This is a genomic window from Pseudomonas sp. Au-Pse12 (assembly GCF_021341665.1).
Lineage (GTDB): Bacteria > Pseudomonadota > Gammaproteobacteria > Pseudomonadales > Pseudomonadaceae > Aquipseudomonas.
In genome coordinates, this window is sequence record NZ_JAJTTH010000006.1 from 317560 (window position 1) to 336111 (window position 18552).

Below are 18552 nucleotides of genomic sequence, written 5' to 3' on the forward strand. Positions count from 1 at the left end.
CGAAGCGTGCCCGCGCACAGCCGCCATAAAACACAGGGCAGCAAGAAGCGCCCAAGAAAAGCTGGGCGCCTGTGCACGGTGCGACTCTCGGGCTCCTACACCCGGCCGCTGATTTGGCAGCGACCGGCGCAGAGTAAAGAGCAGGTCGGATCAGCGCAAGCCCTCACCTGGTGACTGAAAGTAACCAGCCCACTCAGTGTTTATGCCGATGATGAACATCGGGGAAGTGCGCATGGCTATGCCGGATCGGCGCGTGCTCATGGGGATGGCTGTGGGGCTCCGAGCCGTCCCACTCAAAGCCGTGTTCATGCTGGTGGTGCTCGTCATGCCTATGGCGATGGTTGTGCGCGAGAGGTTCATGCTGATGCTCGTGAGCATGGTGTTCCATCAAGTGAATCCAGACGCCGATGGCCATCAGTGCCGCCGCCACCAGGAACCACAGGGAAACCGACTCGCCGAGGATCAGAATCGAGAGCGCCGCGCCAAGAAAGGGCGCCGTGGAGAAATAGGCCCCAGTGCGCGCGCTGCCCAGCCCACGCAGAGCCAGGACGAACAACACCAGGCTGACGCCGTAACCCAGGAACCCCACCAGCAGTATCGGCCCCAGTGTGGCAGCGGCAGGCAGTTGCGCGCCAATAAGCAGCGCCAGGCCAACATTGACCACCCCCGCCACCAATCCCTTGCTGCCGGCGATGAACAGCGCATCGGACGCCGAGACGTTGCGGGTCAGGTTGTTATCGATGGCCCAGCACAGGCAGGCGAAGGCCACCGCCAGTGGCCCCAGCCAGTCATCAGCGCCGGCGTGCTGCTGCGGCCATGACAGAACGATCCCGCCCAACACGATGGCGAGCATGCCGAGCACGATCCGGCGATCGGCGTTCTCCTTGAACACCAGCCACGCCAGCACCGCGGTGAGTACCGACTCCAGGTTGAGCAGCAACGAAGCGGTGGCGCCTGCGGTCCGCGTCAGGCCGAACATCAGCGCGACCGGCGCCAGCACTCCGCCAAACAAGATCGCCCCCAGTAGCCACGGCCACTCGCGCGCCGTCAGCCCCGTCGGTCGCCAACCCCGATCGCGAACGCAACGGACAATGGCCAGGCCGACGCCACTGCCCAGGTACAGCAGCCCAGCCAGGAGCATCGGCGGAACATCCAGCCCCAGCAGCTTGGCCAACGGCGTACTGGCGCCGAACAAGGCGGCGGCCGCCAAGGCATAGAGAACACTCAGATTCATATTCGGGTCGCCTTTCAGGCTGGTGGCATGCAGTTGTGCATGATGGCTCTGCCCGTGTGGAAATGATGTGAATCACCCCGCAACGGACAAGCGCATGCCTCCCTCTTTCTGCCCGCCCACAGTAAAAACCCTGAATCTTTCGACTCAGGGCTTTTCAGGCCTGGGATTGGGCATTGCCCCTGTTCCACGCCGGGCAACACCCCCGCCCTTACTCAGTAGGCGTCATTCCAGTGCAGGTTGAGGTCGCGCGTGGCCGCCATCCGCGTATCGACCATGCTGTGTTGCACATGCCCGTTGCGCGTGGTGACAACCTGGTATTTTCCGGCCGGCAACTGCACATAGACGAACGGGCCCACCTGGTTCAGGTTCAGCACCGACCGCCCTTGCAGGTTCTGGATCGCCACATCGATATCCGAGGTGTATTGGTTTTCCGGCCCCACGGAAAAGGTCATGTGCAGGTTGTAACCCTTGACCAGCTGGATAGCCCGCGACTCGTCCAGGCCGATGCCGCCGCACAGATAGGTGATGCCATTCTGCTGTTGCGGCTCCAGCTGCACACCGGCCGGATCGATCGGCTCGCTGCTGATGGTGGCGGACTGCAGGCCAAGTGGCGTCACTGACAGCAGCGCCGCCACAACGCCGGATATGACACTCATAGGAAAGGACTTCATGATGACCACTCCCGGGTTCGTCTCGAACCGGTGAACAGAACACCACCGCCACGTCTTCAGCCCCAGGATGGCGGTGACTGGGTCTCCCCTACTGTCTCTGAATGACCAGCCCCTCTCAGGCAAGCAACCTTGTGCTTGCAGCTCCTGTCTTAAGTGTATGCCGCGACAGAGAGCGGTTTAGAACGATTCGGCGTGAAGTCTTTAACCAAAGGAATCTAGGCTCGCCGGCTCGGAGACCTTGCCCGCCCAGCCACTTGTTCACTGCGAACTGGCATCCATCAGCACCTTGAGCGCCGCATCGGCCTCGGCACGCTGGGCCTTGGTGGGTTTGCCGGCAAATTGGCTGCGCTGCTTGTTGAGGGTCAAGTAGGCGTTATCGCCATCCCCCCAGATGTAGGAGTAGATCAGCAGGAAACTGTCGGAGCCGGGCTGGCAGTAAGGGGCGACGCTGCGCAGCGGTGCCAGCAGTTGGATCATCTCGCCATAGTTGTCGGTGAACTCCAGCAGGGCGAACTGCCAGCGACCGGTCTGCGGATCATAGTGCGAAGCGCTACCCGGCCCGGCCCAGATCTGCACCACCTCCTGCAGGCTGCGCGCACCGGAATCCTGCAACCACTCGGCATCGACCCGCGCCGAGCCGTACATGTCCTTGCTGTCGAACCACTTCTGCCAATCGCTGTAGGAAACCGCCGGGCGTGGCGCTGCCGCCATGGCCTTGGCGTACTGCTCGGGGGTCATGCTGCAACGCAGATACACCGAGGAAGGCTCGCTCGCCTGTACCTGCCCGGTCGCTGCCAATAGCGCTGCCAGCGCCAGCCCTGTCCATGAGCGAAATTGCATGGTTGTCGTTCCTGATCGATCAAAAAAGGTCGCCAGCATACCCGGCGCCGACACAGATCAAGGACGCTGCCCAATCCGATCAACGCCGAACGCCGGCCTACAAGCTCAAGCAGGCGCCTGCGCCGCCTGCCAATGCTTCATCTCCTCTGCGATAAAGTGCTGCTGTACAGCTTCTCGATGGCATCTGCGCTCAGGCCTTCGGCCTCGGCCCATTCGCGGCGGGTGGCGAGCATCGCCTTGAAGCGCTCCTCGGCCCGCACGGTGGCCGCCGAGGTCTTGAACTTCGACGCGGCCAGCACGTACTTGAAACGCGCGCCCAGGAGGGCAATGACCGCCCGATCCAGGCTGTCGATTTCCCGACGGATATCTTCCATGCCCTGGCATTGTTCCGGGCTCATCTGCAGCTTCACTTCCATGCTCAAGGCTCCATCGACATCTAGCGGCTGGGCCCGGATTATTCCCATGGCGGCGCATGGGAGTAAAGTTGCAGGCTCGCGCCCATTCGACTGCAAAGGAACTGCCCGCGTGAACCAGAAGAGAACCCGAGTCCGCCTGCCCCATCCCAAGCCCGGCAAGACCGGCAGGGGCGCCTGGGTATTCCTGCTGATCGGTAGCGTGCTGCTGGCACTGACCGGGCTACTGGACTGGGCGCTGGTGAACGCCTGGCTGGACGGGCTGATCGTTACCCGCAACCGCGCCGGCCCGAAGCTCGCCTACAGCCAGGCACAACAGCCCACCCAGTTCTATATCGAGCTGCTCTGGCAAGGCACCAGCACCCTGTTGCTGGGCGCACTGGCAGTTGCCGCGCTGTGGATCGGCCGGGTATTAATGAGCCCAGAAAAAAAACTTCGCTGACGCCGGATGCTGCTCCGGCACATTGCAGCCGCCAAGGAATAACCGTCCATGTCCCTGCTGTCCTCACCCGACCTGCCTGCCGCGCGCCCCACCGCTACCGAGCCGGCGCCCGGCCCCAGCGAAACCTTCCACGAACCGGCGGCCGACGGTTACCTGATCGGTGGCTTCGGCTGGCGCCACCCGCAAGCCGACCCGGCGCGACCGGTGGTGATCATCAACGCCGCGACCTCGGTGCGCTGCCGCTACTACTTCCGTTTCGCCGACTACCTGTTCGCCAATGGCTTCGACGTCATGACCTATGACTATCGCGGCATCGGCGAGTCGCGCCCGGCCTCGCTCAAGGGGCTCAAGGCGTCCTGGTCGGACTGGGGCGCACTGGATTTCGAAGCCATGCTGCAACGCGCCCGGCGCGAGTTTCCCGGGCAACCAATCGATGTGGTGGGCCACAGCTTCGGTGGCTGTGCCGTGGGCCTGGCGGCCTCCGCCGGGGAAATCCGCCGCGTGGCGACCATGGGCGCGCAGTTCGCCTACTGGCGCGACTACGAGCCCCGGCTGCGCTGGCGCATGCTGGGCAAATGGCATGTGCTGATGCCCCTGCTGACCGGCTTCTACGGCTACTTCCCGGGCAAGCGCCTGGGCTGGATGGAGGACACCCCCGCCGGCGTGGTCCGCGACTGGGCCACCCCGCATCCACGCTATGAAGGCCGCCCCAGTGGCCGCAGGCTCACCGGCGCGCGCAGCGGCCAGCCCTTCGCCCAGGTCACGGCCAACGTGCTCGCCATCAGCCTCAGCGACGACCCCTTCGGCACGGTGGCGGCCATTGAGCGCCTGCTGGGCTACTTCAGCCACAGCGCCCGCACCCATTTGCGCATCGCCCCGCAGGATATCGGCGAAACCGAGGTCGGCCATTTCGCCTTTTTCCACAGCCGCTTCGACACCCGGCTCTGGCCCATCATCCTGAGCTGGCTGCGCCACGGCGAACTCGACAGCCGCAGCCCGGGACGGGTAGTGCCGCGCGCCTGAGCCGCCCTTCTCGCCCGGCGGCAGGTGCTCCGGCCTCGATTTGCTGGCATCCTTGGCCGCCTGAAAAGGTCGCTGCAGCCCGGCGACCCACGCGAAACACCTCACAGCATCAAGGTAAGGCGCCCATGGCATCTGCGAACAAGCAACACAAAAGGGCCCAGCGGGCGAAAACCAAGGCCAAGCAAAACCGCGCCAAGCGCACGGCACCCACTTCGGAACTGGAGCTGGACCCCAACGACAGCCGCATCGACTTCGAGTCGGTGGACCTGACCGAGCTGTTCGTGAAAATGCTCGACGCCGAGAAAACCAGCCTGCAGGCCATGTGCACCGTGTTCCTCTCGGACCCGTTGCTGGAGCTGGTGTATGAGCAGGAAGGCGACGAAGGCGCCACGGATTTCATCCTTGCGGCGCTGATCGAGTACCGCAACTGGTCCACCGAAGCCGACGAGGCGGCGGCGCTGGAGTGGATCGAGTCCGAGGCCTTCCGCAACGACTACATGGCCGCGTCCCAGGCGCTGTTCAGCACCAAGGACTGAGCCGCCGACAGGCATGAAAAAAGGGCGCATTCAGCAATGAATGCGCCCTTTTCATTTCAGCTACAGAAGCCGAGCCGAGACTCAGGCCGCTTCCAGCCGAGGAATTTCCATGCCGATGCGCGAACTGGCGAAGTTCAGGTCGCCGCTGGCGATGGACTGGGCCTTGAAGCCTGCGCCGATCAGGTCACGGACATACAGCTTGTTGTAGATGAACATGAACACCAGGTTGCTCAGGCCGAAAGTGAACATGGCCAGCAGGAACATGATGGCTGCCCATTTCCAGTCGGCGCGGAACAGTGCCGGGATGAAACCGAAGAAGAACACGGTCCAGGAGAAACCAACTGGCGCTTCCTTGATGGCTCCGGTGTTCGGGTTTTTGAAGATGATTTTAGTGAACGCCATGCGCGTCTCCTTGCCGCCCCATTTTGAGGAACCAACGACCGGGCGATCGCCATTGGACCCTGAATGCTCATTCTTCGAGCCGGGACCGTCAGCCATGCCATAGGCAAGTGCGGACAATCAGGAGCATGGGCCGGCGCGGATGGATCAGGGGGAGGGAAGCGGAAGACGGATTCAGAGTCCCGACAAGCATTCAATCCCTTGCAATACAGCGCTATTCCCTAGCTCCTCTCACGCAGGCACGCAAGAGCTCTTATCGAAGAGCGCGCAGGCTACTATTTCGCCAGCGGGCTGTCCATGAAACGCCATGTAACAAGTCACAGATCCAATAAAAAAAGCCGCGGTCAATGCTGACAGCGGCCTTTTTGTATGGCAAAGCGTCAAACCGTCAGTTCAGCACCAGGGCGCCCTTGCCCTCGATCTTGCGCCGACGGGCCACCAGCAGGCCGGCGGCGATCACCAGGATGCTCAGCAGGCCGGTGGCGAGGATCTCCACCCGATGCTCTTCCTGGAACAGCATGATGCCCAGGATCGCCACGATGAACACGATCACCGCGTAGGTCAGGCCGGGGAACAGCCACATGCGGAAGGCGATCTTTTCGCCAGCCGCCACGCGCTTCTGGCGCATGCGCAGTTGCGACACGGCGATCACCAGGTACACCAGCAGGGCGATGGCGCCGGAACTGGCCAGCAGGAACTCGAACACCGCCGCCGGGGCCACGTAGTTGGCGAACACCGCGAGGAAGGCCGCAGCGGTGGACAGGATCACCGCCCAGTAAGGCGTGCCGCTGGCATTGGTGCGCTTGGCCGCTGCCGGGGCATCGCCACGCTTGCCCAGGGAGAAGAGCATGCGCGAGGCGGTATAGAGCGCCGAGTTCAGGCAACTGGTCACCGCCACCAGCACCACCAGGTCAACGATCAGCTTGGCGTTGGGAATGCCCATGCGGTCAAGCACGGTCTGGTAGGAGCCGACCTGGGCCAGGCTTGGGTCGTTCCACGGCACCAGGGCCACGACGATGAAGATCGACACCAGGTAGAACAGGCCGATCCGCCAGATCACCGAGTTGGTGGCCTTGGAGATCTGCTTGCCCGGGTTGTGGGATTCTGCCGCGGCGATGGTAACGATCTCGGTCCCCATAAAGGAGAACATGGTGGTCAGCATGGCCGCCAGCACCGCGCCCATGCCGTTGGGCATGAAGCCCTGGGTATCCACCAGGTGCGAGACACCGCTGACCTGGCTATTGGGCAGCAAGCCGCAAATGGCCGCCAGGCCGAGGATCACGAAGCCGATGATGGCCACCACCTTGATCAGGGCGAACCAGAACTCGAACTCGCCGTAGTTCTTCACGCTGAACAGGTTGGTGGCGGTCAGCAGCAACGTGATCACCAGGGTGAAGACCCAGATCGCCACGTTGGGGAACCAGGCATGCAGGATGGTCGCGGCGGCGTTGGCTTCCAGCGGGATCACCAACACCCAGAACCACCAGTACAGCCAGCCGATGGTGAAACCGGCCCAGTGGCCGATGGCGCGATCGGCGTAAGTCGAGAACGAACCGGTGTCCGGCGAGGCGACCGCCATTTCCGCCAGCATGCGCATCACCAGCACCACCAGGGTGCCAGCGGCGGCATAGGCCAGCAGCACGGCCGGGCCGGCCTCGGCGATGGCGTGGCCGGAGCCGACGAAAAGACCTGCGCCGATCACACCGGCAATCGACAGCATGGTTACATGCCGCGGTTTGAGCCCCTGTTCGAGGTCATTGGAGAGTTGCGTACCGCTCATGAAAAGCACCTTTGCAACGAAAAAAGAATCACTCCACCCGGGCTGGATTGGCTCTCGTAAAAAGAATCCAACAGGGCGTTCTTTATTTCGCACGCAAGATTTGCGCCAAAATGTTACAGAGTCCCGGGCAACGGGGGTTGGCGAGCCGACCGACGGGATTCCCAACTCCTTGAGATCAATGGCATTTCGCCATTTCGTTACCGGGCGACTCACTTGTCGGACAATCCGGCGCACCAGAAACACACCCGAAAAGTGGGCGATGAGCGATTAGAGTGCAGATCCATGACCTTTGGCCCGTAAACCCTTCCAACACCCGGCCAAAGCTGGCACCATCGCGCCTTTTTTTACGCGACACCTACCGGATTCCAGGCGAATCCAGGGTTCAAACGGGCGTTCGGTTGTTGATGGGGCGACAGTCTTCTGTGCTGATGCGACAACCTGCCACACACCGTCCGTTTACCTCCGGTAGCGCTGTTGGCTGCGATTCGAACCCTATGCTAGCTTGGCGCCTCGCCAGGAAGGCCGCCAACAGCAGGAGCACAATGAACTCTATGAGGACCGCACATGGCTGAGGCCACGCCCGCGCTTGAAATCCGCAACTTGCACAAACGCTACGGCACTCAGGAGGTACTCAAAGGTATCTCGCTGACCGCACGCGACGGTGACGTGATATCGATCCTGGGTTCCTCCGGCTCCGGCAAGTCCACTTTCCTGCGCTGCATCAACCTGCTGGAAAATCCGCACCAGGGGCAGATCCTGGTCGCCGGCGAAGAGCTCAAGCTCAAGCCCGCGAAAAACGGCGAGCTGGTGGCCGCCGACGGCAAGCAGATCAACCGCCTGCGCAGCGAAATCGGTTTCGTCTTTCAGAATTTCAATCTCTGGCCGCACATGAGCGTGCTCGACAACATCATCGAGGCACCGCGCCGGGTGCTGGGCCAGAGCAAGGCCGAAGCCATCGAAGTGGCCGAGGCACTGCTGGCCAAGGTCGGCATCGCCGACAAGCGCCACGCCTACCCGGCCCAGCTTTCCGGTGGCCAGCAGCAGCGCGCCGCCATCGCCCGCACCCTGGCGATGCAACCCAAAGTCATCCTGTTCGACGAGCCGACCTCGGCCCTGGACCCGGAAATGGTCCAGGAAGTCCTCAACGTGATCCGCGCCCTGGCCGAAGAAGGCCGCACCATGCTGCTGGTCACCCACGAAATGAGCTTTGCCCGTCAGGTCTCCAGTGAAGTGGTGTTTCTGCACCAGGGCCTGGTAGAAGAACAAGGATCGCCACAGCAGGTCTTCGAGAACCCGCTTTCGGCACGCTGCAAACAATTCATGTCCAGCAACCGCTAACGGAGCTACACGCATGCAGAGCTATAAGAAAATCCTCCTGGCCGCTGCCGTCACCCTGGCGTTCAGTGCCAGCGCTGCCGCCGAGACCCTGAAGATGGGCATCGAAGCAGCCTACCCGCCGTTCAACAACAAGGACGCCAGCGGCCAAGTGGTCGGCTTCGACAAAGACATCGGCGACGCCCTGTGCGCCAAGATGAAAGTCGAATGCACCGTGGTCACCTCCGACTGGGACGGCATCATCCCGGCCCTGAACGCGAAGAAGTTCGACTTCCTGATCTCTTCGCTGTCGATCACCGACGAGCGCAAGCAAGCGGTGGACTTCACCGACCCGTACTACTCCAACAAGCTGCAGTTCATCGCGCCCAAGGCCAAGACCGAGTTCAAGACCGACAAGGCCTCGCTCAAGGGCAAGATCATCGGCGCACAACGGGCGACCCTGGCCGGCACCTGGCTGGAAGATCAACTGGGCGACGACATCACCATCAAGCTCTACGACACCCAGGAAAACGCCTACCTGGACCTGACCTCCGGCCGCCTGGACGCGATCCTGGCCGACAAGTACGTCAACTACGAGTGGCTCAAGAGCGAAGCCGGCAAGCCTTACGAGTTCAAGGGCGATCCGGTTGAAGAAAGCGACAAGATCGGCATTGCCGTACGCAAGAAAGATCCTCTGCGCGAGAAGCTGAACGCCGCCCTGAAGGAAATCGTGGCCGACGGCACTTACAAGAAGATCAACGACAAGTACTTCCCGTTCAGCATCTATTGATACTGACTTGCCTGACCGGCGCCCGCCCCCTGGGCGCCGGTCCTTAGCAAAGCCATCCAGACCCCATGAATATCGATCTCTACGGATTCGGCCCGGCGCTCGCCGCCGGCGCGCTGATGACCGTCAAGCTGGCCCTCTCGGCGTTGTGCCTGGGGCTGGTGCTCGGTCTGCTCGGCGCCTTGGCCAAGACTTCTCCGTACAAGCCGCTGCAATGGCTTGGCGGCGCTTATTCGACCCTGGTGCGCGGCGTTCCGGAGCTGCTCTGGGTCCTGCTCATCTACTTCGGCACGGTCAACCTGATGCGGGCCCTGGGCGAGTTCTTCGGCAACCCCGAGCTTGAACTCAACGCCTTCGCCGCCGGGGTGATCGCCCTTGGCCTGTGCTTCGGCGCCTACGCCACCGAAGTGTTCCGCGGCGCGATCCTGGCCATTCCCAAGGGTCACCGCGAGGCCGGCATGGCCCTGGGCCTGTCGAAATGGCGGATCTTCACCCGGCTGATCATGCCGCAGATGTGGCGCATCGCCCTGCCGGGCCTGGGCAACCTGTTCATGATCCTGATGAAGGACACTGCCCTGGTGTCGGTGATCGGCCTGGAAGAAATCATGCGTCACTCGCAGATTGCAGTGACCGTTTCCAAGCAGCCGTTCACCTTCTACATGGTCGCCGCCTTCATGTACCTGGGCCTGACCGTGCTGGCCATGACCGGCATGCACTTCCTGGAAAAACGCGCCGCTCGCGGCTTCGCAAGGAGCGCCCAATGAACTGGGAAGTGATCATCAAATGGCTGCCGAAACTGGCTCAGGGCGCAACCCTGACCCTGGAGCTGGTGGCCATCGCGGTCATCGCCGGCCTGTTGCTGGCGATCCCCCTGGGCATCGCCCGCTCGTCGCGGCTGTGGTACGTGCGCGCCCTGCCCTACGCCTACATTTTCTTCTTCCGCGGCACGCCGCTGCTGGTGCAGCTGTTCCTGGTGTACTACGGGCTGGCGCAGTTCGATGCGGTGCGTGAAAGCGCTCTGTGGCCCTACCTGCGCGATCCGTTCTGGTGCGCCACCGTGACCATGACCCTGCACACCGCGGCCTACATCGCCGAGATCCTGCGCGGTGCGATCCAGGCCATCCCGCCGGGTGAAATCGAGGCCGCGCGGGCCCTGGGCATGTCCCGACCCAAGGCTTTGTTCTACATCATCCTGCCGCGCGCCGCGCGGATCGGCCTGCCGGCCTACAGCAACGAAGTGATCCTGATGCTCAAGGCCAGTGCCCTGGCCAGCACCGTGACCCTGCTGGAACTGACCGGCATGGCACGCACCATCATCGCCCGCACCTACCTGCCGGTGGAGATTTTCTTCGCCGCCGGGCTGTTCTACCTGGTGATGGCCTACGTCCTGGTACGCGGCTTCAAGCTGCTGGAACGCTGGCTGCGGGTCGACGCCTGCCAGGGACGCTGACCTTCCCCCGCTCCCGCCCGGGAGCGGGCCTGCCCGGACCCACCGCCCATGCCCTCGATCCTCCAAGGCCCCGCGCTGCTCGATCGTTTCCAGGCCCTGGACGGCTTCCTGCTTGAACACCAGGCGCTCTGGCGCCCGCGCCCGTTCAACCATCTGCAACTGCCGTGGGAAACCGCTCACCCCGAACTGGCCCAGTGGCTGCGCCAGCGCTCCCTGGAGGACGCCGAAGCGGCTCATAACCACCCGGAGCTACTCCAGGCACCCGCGCCCTTTGCCCAACTGGCGGAGCAGGCCCGAGCGCTCGGCGCGGTGGGCGAACTCCCCATAAAGGCCCTGCCCGCGCATCACCCGCGCCTCAATGTCGACGTGCCCGGGCGCAAATGGCAGCAGATCGAAGCCTTCGCCGCCTGCCTGCAATTCGAGCGCGCGCCGGCTCACTGGCTCGACTGGTGCTCCGGCAAGGGCCACCTCGGCCGGCGCCTGCTGCAACCCGGGCAGCAACTGACCTGCCTGGAATACGACCCGGCGCTGATCGACAGTGGCGAGCAACTGAGCCGGCACCACGGTTTGCCCGCCCGCCATCTGCACCAGGACGTGCTGGCCGATGACACCGCCCAGCACCTGCGCGCCGAGCACAGTCCGGTGGCCCTGCACGCGTGCGGCGATCTGCATGTGCGCTTGATCCAGTTGGCCAGCCAGCAGGGTTGTCCACAGCTGGCCATTGCCCCTTGCTGCTACAACCGCACCCGCGCCAGCCACTACCAGGGGTTATCCACAGCCGCCCGGGCATCGCGCCTGCAACTGTCCCTGGAAGACCTGGCCCTGCCCATGAGCGAAACCGTCACCGCTGGCGCCCGGGTCCGGCGCCAGCGCGACCGCTCCATGGCCCGGCGCCTGGCCTTCGACCTGCTGCAACGGCAAGTGCGCGGGGTCGACCAATACCTGCCAACGCCTTCGCTGCCCAGCCACTGGCTGGACAAGCCGTTCGCCGACTACTGCCGCGACCTGGCCGCGCTCAAGGACTTATCCACAGGCGATTGCCAGGATTGGGCCGCCCTCGAAGCCGCCGGCTGGCAGCGCCTGGCCCAGGTGCGCAACCTGGAACTGCTGCGGGGCCTGTTCCGCCGCCCACTGGAATTGTGGCTGGTGCTGGACCGTGCGCTGTTTCTACAAGAACAGGGCTATGCCGTGCGCCTCGGAACCTTCTGCCAGGCCCCCTTGACCCCACGCAATCTGCTCCTGCTGGCAGAGCGCCGGTAATCGCCCCCTTCGACCCACGCTCGCTGTGCATCACTGCCGCCAGTGGCCTCACCAACGCACGTCGGACACCCACGGCAAACCCGCCCCTTTGAAAGTCGCCTATCAAACCGGGGGATATGCCTCAACTTCACAAAAGAAAAAAACCAAGCTCATTACGCCTACTAGTCTGTAAGGCGTACCGGACACAGGCAGCCCCCAAGCAACAGAGCTGGCACAACGAAAGCGCTCATCTTTCGACAGGAAGTCGCCAAGTCCACCCTCACTGACAGGGAGTCAACCATGAACGTCATCGACCCTCAGGCACACACCTACGAAACCCTGCAAAAGGGTTTCAACTTGCGCTGGCCGCCCAGTATCGAACAGGGCGCAAAGCGGATTTATGTCTGCACAACCCCGGAGCAAGCCCTGACGGCAGCCAATACCGCACTGCGTGAGGGCTATCGCATCACGGTGCGCAGTGGCGGCCACTGCTACGAGGGTTTTGTCTCCAACAGGTTGAGCGGCGAGACAGAAAGCCTGGCAATCATCGACATCGGTGAAATGAAAGGCCTGAAGTACGACGAGAACCAATCCATCACCTCGCCCTGGGACAGCCGCCACAGCAAATATCGATTCATGGCATTGACCGGCAACCAGAACTGGGACGGCTACCTGTCGCTGTACAAGCAGGCCGGGCGCACCCTTCCTGGCGGCTCGTGCTATTCAGTCGGCGTGGGCGGACACATCAGCGGCGGCGGTTATGGATTGTTATCGCGCCTGCAGGGCCTGACCGTGGATTGGGTCACCGGAGTCGACATTCTGGTACCGGTCGGAAACTCGCGGCAACTGGCGTTCCGGCATGTTCGCGCGGACAGTCCCTCGGCCAACGACAAGGCATTGTTTAGCGCCTGTTGCGGGGCCGGCGGTGGCAACTTCGGCATCATCATCGGCTACTACTTCGACCAACTGCCCCAAGCCCCGCAGAAAGCCTACTGGATTCCCCTGGCCTACCCGTGGAAAGAGCTGATTCCCAACTTCTCGAACTTCCTGCGAGCCTATTGGCAATGGTTCTCGGATAACGACGCCAACGCGACCAGCCCGGTGGAAGGCGTTGGCAACGGTGGCTTGTTCACCCTGCTGAAACTCAACCATGTGGACACCTCCGACCATGTGGTGCTGGCGATCCAGTACACCGGCCCCAATGGCCGGGTCGGCGGCGCCAACGACATACCGCTCAACGACTTCATCAGCAAGATGAACGCCGCCGCGGGCATCACGCCGACCCTGCATGACGGCTTCATCGCACCTAACATTGCCCCGCTCAGGCACCCGCTCGCCGGCAGGAAATTCAGAGGCGCGGTGCCTGAACACACGGCGATGGACTGGCTGTACGTCACTCAAATGATCAACGGCTCGGGCAACAATCAGCGGGGCAAATACAAGTCTGACTATCAGGTCGAACAGTTCTCCGAGCAGGCCTGCAACGCGCTGCTGACGCACTTGACCGAAGCGACCGCAGACAAACGCTTCAGCCAGTCGCTGGTACAGATCGACTCCTACGGCGGGGCCATCAATGAAAAGGGCATGGGCACGACCGCCGTTCCTCAACGAAACTCACTGCTTAAAACCCAATACCAGACGTACTGGACCCATGCGGCCGATGACGCGGAGCAAATAGCCTGGATTCGCAACATCTTCACCGCCGTGCATGGCGGCAAGCCGAAACGCCCCGCCTACGATGGCTGCTATATCAACTACCCCGACGTCGACATGAAGTACACCGATACGGGCGCGGTCGATCCCCACTGGCTGAACCTGTACTACGGCTGGAACAGCGAGCTCATCACCAGGCTTTGCAAGCTGAAAGCCGCCATCGACCCGCACAACCTGTTCCGTCATGAACTGTCCATTCCGGCCACAAGGACCGAGTAGGTTCCGGCCTGGACCCAGCACCCAGGCATAACCACAGCCTGCTCGATCAAGCCTCCCGGCGACCCTGCGCCATCGGCTTGACGAGCAGGCTGCATGCCTCTGCGACAGGGCGTCGCAACCTGTGGATAAGTCTGTTGATGGAATCTTGAAAATGCCCAGGATTGCAGGACGTGCAAGCGCAATCCGCAACTGGTCATTTTTTGTTCATAAAATAAAATCCCGAAAAAACAGCCAGTTGCAAAAAGATGAGAACGGCTGCACAAATCCGGCAGTTTCTCGCCCCGGCCGCCCATCCGTTGTGCATAAACACCTGAGCGAACGGGCATAACGCCCTGCGCTCAGGTGCCTGGGAGCGACCTCAGGCAAGGGCCTGATAACGCCCCCCCTGCCTACTCATCCCTACTCATCGGCCCGAGCCGGGATCCACCACTCTTCGCCCCGGGCGGTGCTGATGTACTCCGGCCAGCGGAAATCATGGGGCACCTTGAAGTCCTCGGGCAGCAGCGGCGCCTGCCAGCGGCTGCCGCCGATACCGCCACCGGTACGCTCGACGAACTCGGCCTTGGCCGCGCTGAGCAGCGCTTCGTCGGTCAGCAGGTCGACCAGGGTCGCGGCGATGGTCTTGGCCGCCACCTCGATCATCGGATCGATGGTCTGGCGAATGCCGCCCAGGGCGTTGGACACCCAGTCCGGATAGACCGTGCCCGGCGGCGCGCTGAGCATCGGCCGGGCCACCAGCAGACGCACGGTCGGGCAGTGCCAGGTGTATTCCGGGTAGTCGTCGGAGGTCAGGTAGTTCTGCCAGGCGGGCATTTGCAGGCGCATCTGGCGTTCGCATTCCTGGGGCTCGATCAGTTCTTCGGTGGCCGGCAGGAAGGGCTTGTCCATGGCTTCCAGGCCGAGGTTGCGCTGGATCTCGCGGGCAATCTCCCGCGCGTCTTCATCCCACTGCGGGGCCCCCACCGCCGCCAGGTTGTCGTAGGTGGCCTGGGCCATGACGTGGTTGGGCAGGCCGCCCCGGGACTTGCAGACCCAGGTCTTTTTCCAGCGGCAGCCGGTAGCCATGGCCGCTGCCGCGGCGTTGTTGTCCATCACCTGGGAGATGGTTTCGGCCTGCTCGATGGAGTCGCAGCGCAGCAGGTACTGGATCTGCGACAGGTGCGGCGGCAGGTTGTCGGCGGTGGCCTGGCCGGCGGTGAGGATCGCTTCGTTGTAGCTCCACAGGCCGGTGAACGGCAGGGTCGAGCGGCGCAGGCTTTCGTTCAGGGTGTAGAAATGCACCAGGGCGTCGTTGGCTCCCGGGGCCCGGGCCGCCAGGTGGTTCTGCGGGATCGGGCTGTAACGGTCGGCAGCGATCCAGTGTTCCGGATCCTCGCAGGTGAAGCTGTAGATGTAGGCGTAGGCGATGCCGCAGTGGGTGTCCCAGGTGGTGGTGTTGTTCAGCGGCAGCATGTAGGTCGGGTGGAAGCTGATGGCCGCGTCCAGGTCATCGTAGTAACCCTTGGCGGCGTGGACCGGCTTGGAGGCGCGGAGCTTTTCCGCCGGCTCGCCGAAGAACCTGATGCTGCCCTGCAGGCCGAATTCCACCATGGTCGCCTTGGCCGCCAGGGCCCCGCCGAGGGCGCTGATGCCCAGGGCCGAATGCGGGTCGGTGTGCCCCGGAGCAAAGCGCGACAGGCCATCACGCGGCTGCTTGCGGGTGGTCGCCGCCTGGCAGTTGCCGGGCACCGCGTCGTACTCGCCGTAGGTGGCCAGCAGCGGCCCCTGGCCCTGGGTGAAGGTGGCGCAGAAGGCCGTGGGCATGCCGCCGCTGGCGCGTTCAACGGTAAAGCCCTCGGCTTCCAGCAACTGCACATACCAGGCGCTGGACTTGTACTCACGGAACGCCGGCTCGGCGTAATGCCAGATGATCTGGTGCCAGTCCGACAATTGCTGGCGGTGGCGCTCAACCCAATCGAGAGCGAATGCTTTGTAGCGGGACATGCGCGGCACTCCTGGTTATCCAGGTTCCGGCCGGCCGCTGTCCGGACGCCTCGGCGTCCGTTCCAGGCCTGCAGGACCTCTTGTTGTTATAGGGATGGTCCGGTTGGCTGTGCCCGGATCGCGGTCCAGTATTGGTGAAGCAGCGATGACATCAATCGAATTTTTTCGCCAGCAATGTCAAAGAAAATTGACCAATACGGCGCCGCCGCGGCCCATACTGCGACGCGCCCAGCCGCGCCTCGGAGCCCTGCCTGGGGCCGTCGTACACAGGTTCCCCTGACCCGGAGGTTGTATGCGTTACCCCTCGATCACCGCCCTGCGCGCCCTCGACGCGGTCGCCCGGCTAGGCAGCGTGACCGCCGCCGCCCAGCAGCTGAGCCTGACCCGCAGCGCCATCAGCCACCAGATCATCAGCCTCGAACAGAGCCTGGGGTTTGCCCTCACCGAACGGGTCGGGCGCGGCATTGGCCTGACCTACCAGGGCGAGTGCTACGCCCGCGAAGTACGACGCATCCTGGCGGATATCCAGGACGCCGGGCGGCGTTTCGACGGCCAGGCGGTGTCGGGCAAATTGCGCATCAGCTGCAACCCGGGCTTCGCCAGTTTCTGGCTGTGCAACCACATCAACGGCTTCCTGCGCCAGTACCCCCAGGTGCAGCTACAGGTGGTCAGCCCGCGCGCTCAGGACGACACCAGCGATGCCGAGGCTGACCTGTTCATCGCCTACGGCATCGGCGACTGGCCGGGGCTGCTGGTGGAACAGATCGTCACCCTGCGCTTCTCGCCGGTGTGCAGCCCGCGCCTGATCAACGCCATTGGCGGCCTGAAGAGCCCGCTGGAGCTCAAGGACTTTCCGCTGATCCACATGAGCGACAGCAGCGACTGGCGGGTCTGGCTGGCGGCCGCCGGGGCCAGCCAGGTCAACCCCGACCGCGGCATTACCTTCTCCGATGCGCACTGCGCGCAGTCGGCCTGCATCGCCGCGCAAGGCGTGGCCATCGGCGACAACCTGCTCAGCGGCGACGCCCTGGCCCGCGGCCTGCTGGTGCGCCCGTTCGACATCAGCATCAGTGCCCTGCGCGGTTATTTCCTGGTGATCGACCCGGCCAAGGCCGAGCGACCGGCGGTCCAGGCCTTCAGCGACTGGCTGAAAAACCAGCTGCAAACCAGCGCTCAAAGCATCAGCGACGGCCCGCAGATCGAGCCTTGAAGAGCGGGCCGAATGGAAAATTTCACTCACCAATGAGGCAAAAATTATTCCATTGATGTGGCGTTGCTTTTCACAATAATGAGCCGACCACCTGCTGCACACACAATAAAAATTCAATCGTGCAGGTGGGCTTCCGGGAGATTTCTGAAGTGTCCAGTAGCCCCTCGACTCAACTCAGCGCCCAAGGAATCAGCCAGTTTTACGGCAACTTCACCGCCCTGGATGGCATTGACCTCGACGTTCGCCAAGGCGAATTCCTCACCTTGCTCGGCCCCTCCGGCTCAGGCAAGACCACCCTGTTGATGATCCTCGCGGGCTTCCTCACCCCCAGCGCCGGCAAGCTGCTGGAGCGTGGCGTGGACATCAGCCGGCGGCCGGCGGAAAAACGCAACTACGGCATGGTGTTCCAGGGCTACGCGCTGTTCCCGCACATGAGCGTGGCCGACAACGTCGCCTACCCGCTGCGCATTCGTGGAGTGAAGGCCGAAGAGCGCCAGCGCCGGGTCAAGCACATCCTCGACGTGGTGGGCCTGGGGGCTCATCTGGACAAGAAACCCTCCGAGCTTTCCGGCGGCCAGCAGCAACGCGTGGCCATTGCCCGGGCCCTGGTGTTCGAGCCGGACATGCTGCTGCTCGACGAGCCCCTCTCGGCCCTCGACAAGAACCTGCGCGAGCAGTTGCAGACCGAGCTGCAACGCATCCACCGCCAGGTCGGCACCAGCTTCGTCTTCGTCACCCACGACCAGGGTGAAGCCCTGGCCCTGTCGACCCGCATCGCCATCTTCAACCAGGGGCGGCTGGCGCAGATCGACACCCCGGAAACCATCTACGACCGGCCGAAAAACCGCTTCGTCGCCGAGTTCCTCGGCAAGATGAACCTGTTCCCGCTGCAGGGCCTTTCCCGCACCGGCAGCCAGGCCAGCGGCCGCTTTGGCGACAACCCGCTGCACGCCACCACGACCGGGGACATCAGCAGCCAGCCGCAGCTGCTGGCGGTGCGCCCGGAACACATGACCCTGCACACCGAGCGCCCGCAAGCGGGGGAACACAACGTGCTGCCCGCCTGCCTTGGCGAGCGGGTCTACCAGGGGTCCAGCACTCATCTGGCGCTGAACATCAGCCCGCAAATGGCACCGGTCAACCTCTCGGTGCCTGGCGATCACCCCGGCGCCCGCTTGCCCAGCGGCACCCCGGTGTGGCTGAGCTGGCCCGTGCGCCACAGCCTCCTGCTGGAAGCCTGAGCCGGCCACGCTCGCTGTCGACCGTTTTCGTAGAAAGCCAATAACACTATCGGCCGGC

17 protein-coding genes and 1 pseudogene are annotated in these 18552 nt (G+C 63.4%); 11 read left to right on the top strand and 7 right to left on the bottom strand.

What is annotated here, in order from left to right; translation table 11 throughout:
* Positions 1-193: 193 nt before the first annotated feature.
* The 4 genes and pseudogenes from LXM55_RS19035 to LXM55_RS19050 form a co-directional block, all read right to left on the bottom strand.
* Positions 194-1234, bottom strand: a complete 1041-nt coding sequence (locus tag LXM55_RS19035; protein WP_233321802.1) for a DMT family transporter — start codon at positions 1232-1234, stop codon at positions 194-196.
* Between the two features lie 212 nt (positions 1235-1446).
* A complete protein-coding gene (locus tag LXM55_RS19040; RefSeq protein ID WP_233321803.1) occupies positions 1447-1905 on the bottom strand; it encodes a carboxypeptidase regulatory-like domain-containing protein in 459 nt (152 codons plus the stop codon).
* 258 nt (positions 1906-2163) lie between these two features.
* Positions 2164-2745, bottom strand: a complete 582-nt coding sequence (locus tag LXM55_RS19045) for a hypothetical protein (protein WP_233321804.1) — start codon at positions 2743-2745, stop codon at positions 2164-2166.
* A gap of 105 nt (positions 2746-2850) precedes the next feature.
* Positions 2851-3161 (bottom strand): annotated as a pseudogene (locus LXM55_RS19050) (isochorismate lyase).
* 109 nt (positions 3162-3270) lie between these two features.
* Here LXM55_RS19050 and LXM55_RS19055 point away from each other — a divergent pair.
* The 3 genes from LXM55_RS19055 to LXM55_RS19065 all read left to right on the top strand — a co-directional run bounded on the left by LXM55_RS19055 (position 3271) and on the right by LXM55_RS19065 (position 5159).
* Positions 3271-3600 (top strand): hypothetical protein, encoded by a 330-nt coding sequence (locus LXM55_RS19055; protein ID WP_233321805.1) that lies wholly within the window; start codon positions 3271-3273, stop codon positions 3598-3600.
* 48 nt (positions 3601-3648) lie between these two features.
* On the top strand, positions 3649-4623 hold the full coding sequence (locus tag LXM55_RS19060; RefSeq protein WP_233321806.1) for an alpha/beta hydrolase family protein: 975 nt from the start codon (positions 3649-3651) through the stop codon (positions 4621-4623).
* 125 nt (positions 4624-4748) lie between these two features.
* The gene (locus LXM55_RS19065; RefSeq protein WP_233321807.1) at positions 4749-5159 is read left to right on the top strand and encodes a hypothetical protein; all 411 of its coding nucleotides are present in this window, start codon (positions 4749-4751) and stop codon (positions 5157-5159) included.
* Positions 5160-5240: 81 nt separating this feature from the next.
* Here LXM55_RS19065 and LXM55_RS19070 read toward each other — a convergent pair whose 3' ends face one another.
* Together LXM55_RS19070 and gabP are read right to left on the bottom strand one after the other, a co-directional pair.
* The gene (locus LXM55_RS19070; protein WP_011058722.1) at positions 5241-5561 is read right to left on the bottom strand and encodes a hypothetical protein; all 321 of its coding nucleotides are present in this window, start codon (positions 5559-5561) and stop codon (positions 5241-5243) included.
* A 385-nt stretch (positions 5562-5946) separates the two neighbouring features.
* Positions 5947-7338, bottom strand: a complete 1392-nt coding sequence (gene gabP, locus LXM55_RS19075; protein ID WP_233321808.1) for a GABA permease — start codon at positions 7336-7338, stop codon at positions 5947-5949.
* Positions 7339-7902: 564 nt separating this feature from the next.
* Here gabP and LXM55_RS19080 point away from each other — a divergent pair.
* The 6 genes from LXM55_RS19080 (at position 7903) to LXM55_RS19105 (ending at position 14060) form a co-directional block, all read left to right on the top strand.
* The gene (locus LXM55_RS19080) at positions 7903-8676 is read left to right on the top strand and encodes an ABC transporter ATP-binding protein (protein WP_233321809.1); all 774 of its coding nucleotides are present in this window, start codon (positions 7903-7905) and stop codon (positions 8674-8676) included.
* A gap of 13 nt (positions 8677-8689) precedes the next feature.
* Complete coding sequence (locus LXM55_RS19085) at positions 8690-9442, top strand: ABC transporter substrate-binding protein (protein WP_233321810.1); 753 nt, start codon at positions 8690-8692, stop codon at positions 9440-9442.
* Positions 9443-9507: 65 nt separating this feature from the next.
* Positions 9508-10203: an ABC transporter permease gene (locus LXM55_RS19090; protein ID WP_233321811.1), complete on the top strand. Its 696-nt coding sequence runs from the start codon at positions 9508-9510 to the stop codon at positions 10201-10203.
* The gene (locus LXM55_RS19095) at positions 10200-10889 is read left to right on the top strand and encodes an ABC transporter permease (protein ID WP_170002027.1); all 690 of its coding nucleotides are present in this window, start codon (positions 10200-10202) and stop codon (positions 10887-10889) included. The genes LXM55_RS19090 and LXM55_RS19095 overlap by 4 nt, the downstream gene beginning before the upstream one ends.
* Positions 10890-10937: 48 nt before the next feature.
* On the top strand, positions 10938-12149 hold the full coding sequence (locus tag LXM55_RS19100; protein WP_233321812.1) for a methyltransferase: 1212 nt from the start codon (positions 10938-10940) through the stop codon (positions 12147-12149).
* A gap of 279 nt (positions 12150-12428) precedes the next feature.
* Positions 12429-14060 carry a BBE domain-containing protein gene (locus LXM55_RS19105; RefSeq protein ID WP_233321813.1) on the top strand — a complete coding sequence of 544 codons (1632 nt, stop codon included), beginning with the start codon at positions 12429-12431 and terminating at the stop codon, positions 14058-14060.
* A gap of 399 nt (positions 14061-14459) precedes the next feature.
* On the opposite strand, the gene LXM55_RS19110 is transcribed toward LXM55_RS19105, so the two are convergent.
* Entirely contained in the window at positions 14460-16043 is a 1584-nt protein-coding gene (locus LXM55_RS19110) for an amidohydrolase (RefSeq protein ID WP_233321814.1), read from the bottom strand.
* A gap of 292 nt (positions 16044-16335) precedes the next feature.
* Here LXM55_RS19110 and LXM55_RS19115 point away from each other — a divergent pair, with 292 nt between their 5' ends.
* Together LXM55_RS19115 and LXM55_RS19120 are read left to right on the top strand one after the other, a co-directional pair.
* Complete coding sequence (locus tag LXM55_RS19115) at positions 16336-17253, top strand: LysR substrate-binding domain-containing protein (RefSeq protein ID WP_233321815.1); 918 nt, start codon at positions 16336-16338, stop codon at positions 17251-17253.
* 149 nt (positions 17254-17402) lie between these two features.
* The gene (locus LXM55_RS19120) at positions 17403-18494 is read left to right on the top strand and encodes an ABC transporter ATP-binding protein (RefSeq protein WP_233321816.1); all 1092 of its coding nucleotides are present in this window, start codon (positions 17403-17405) and stop codon (positions 18492-18494) included.
* Positions 18495-18552: the final 58 nt, after the last annotated feature.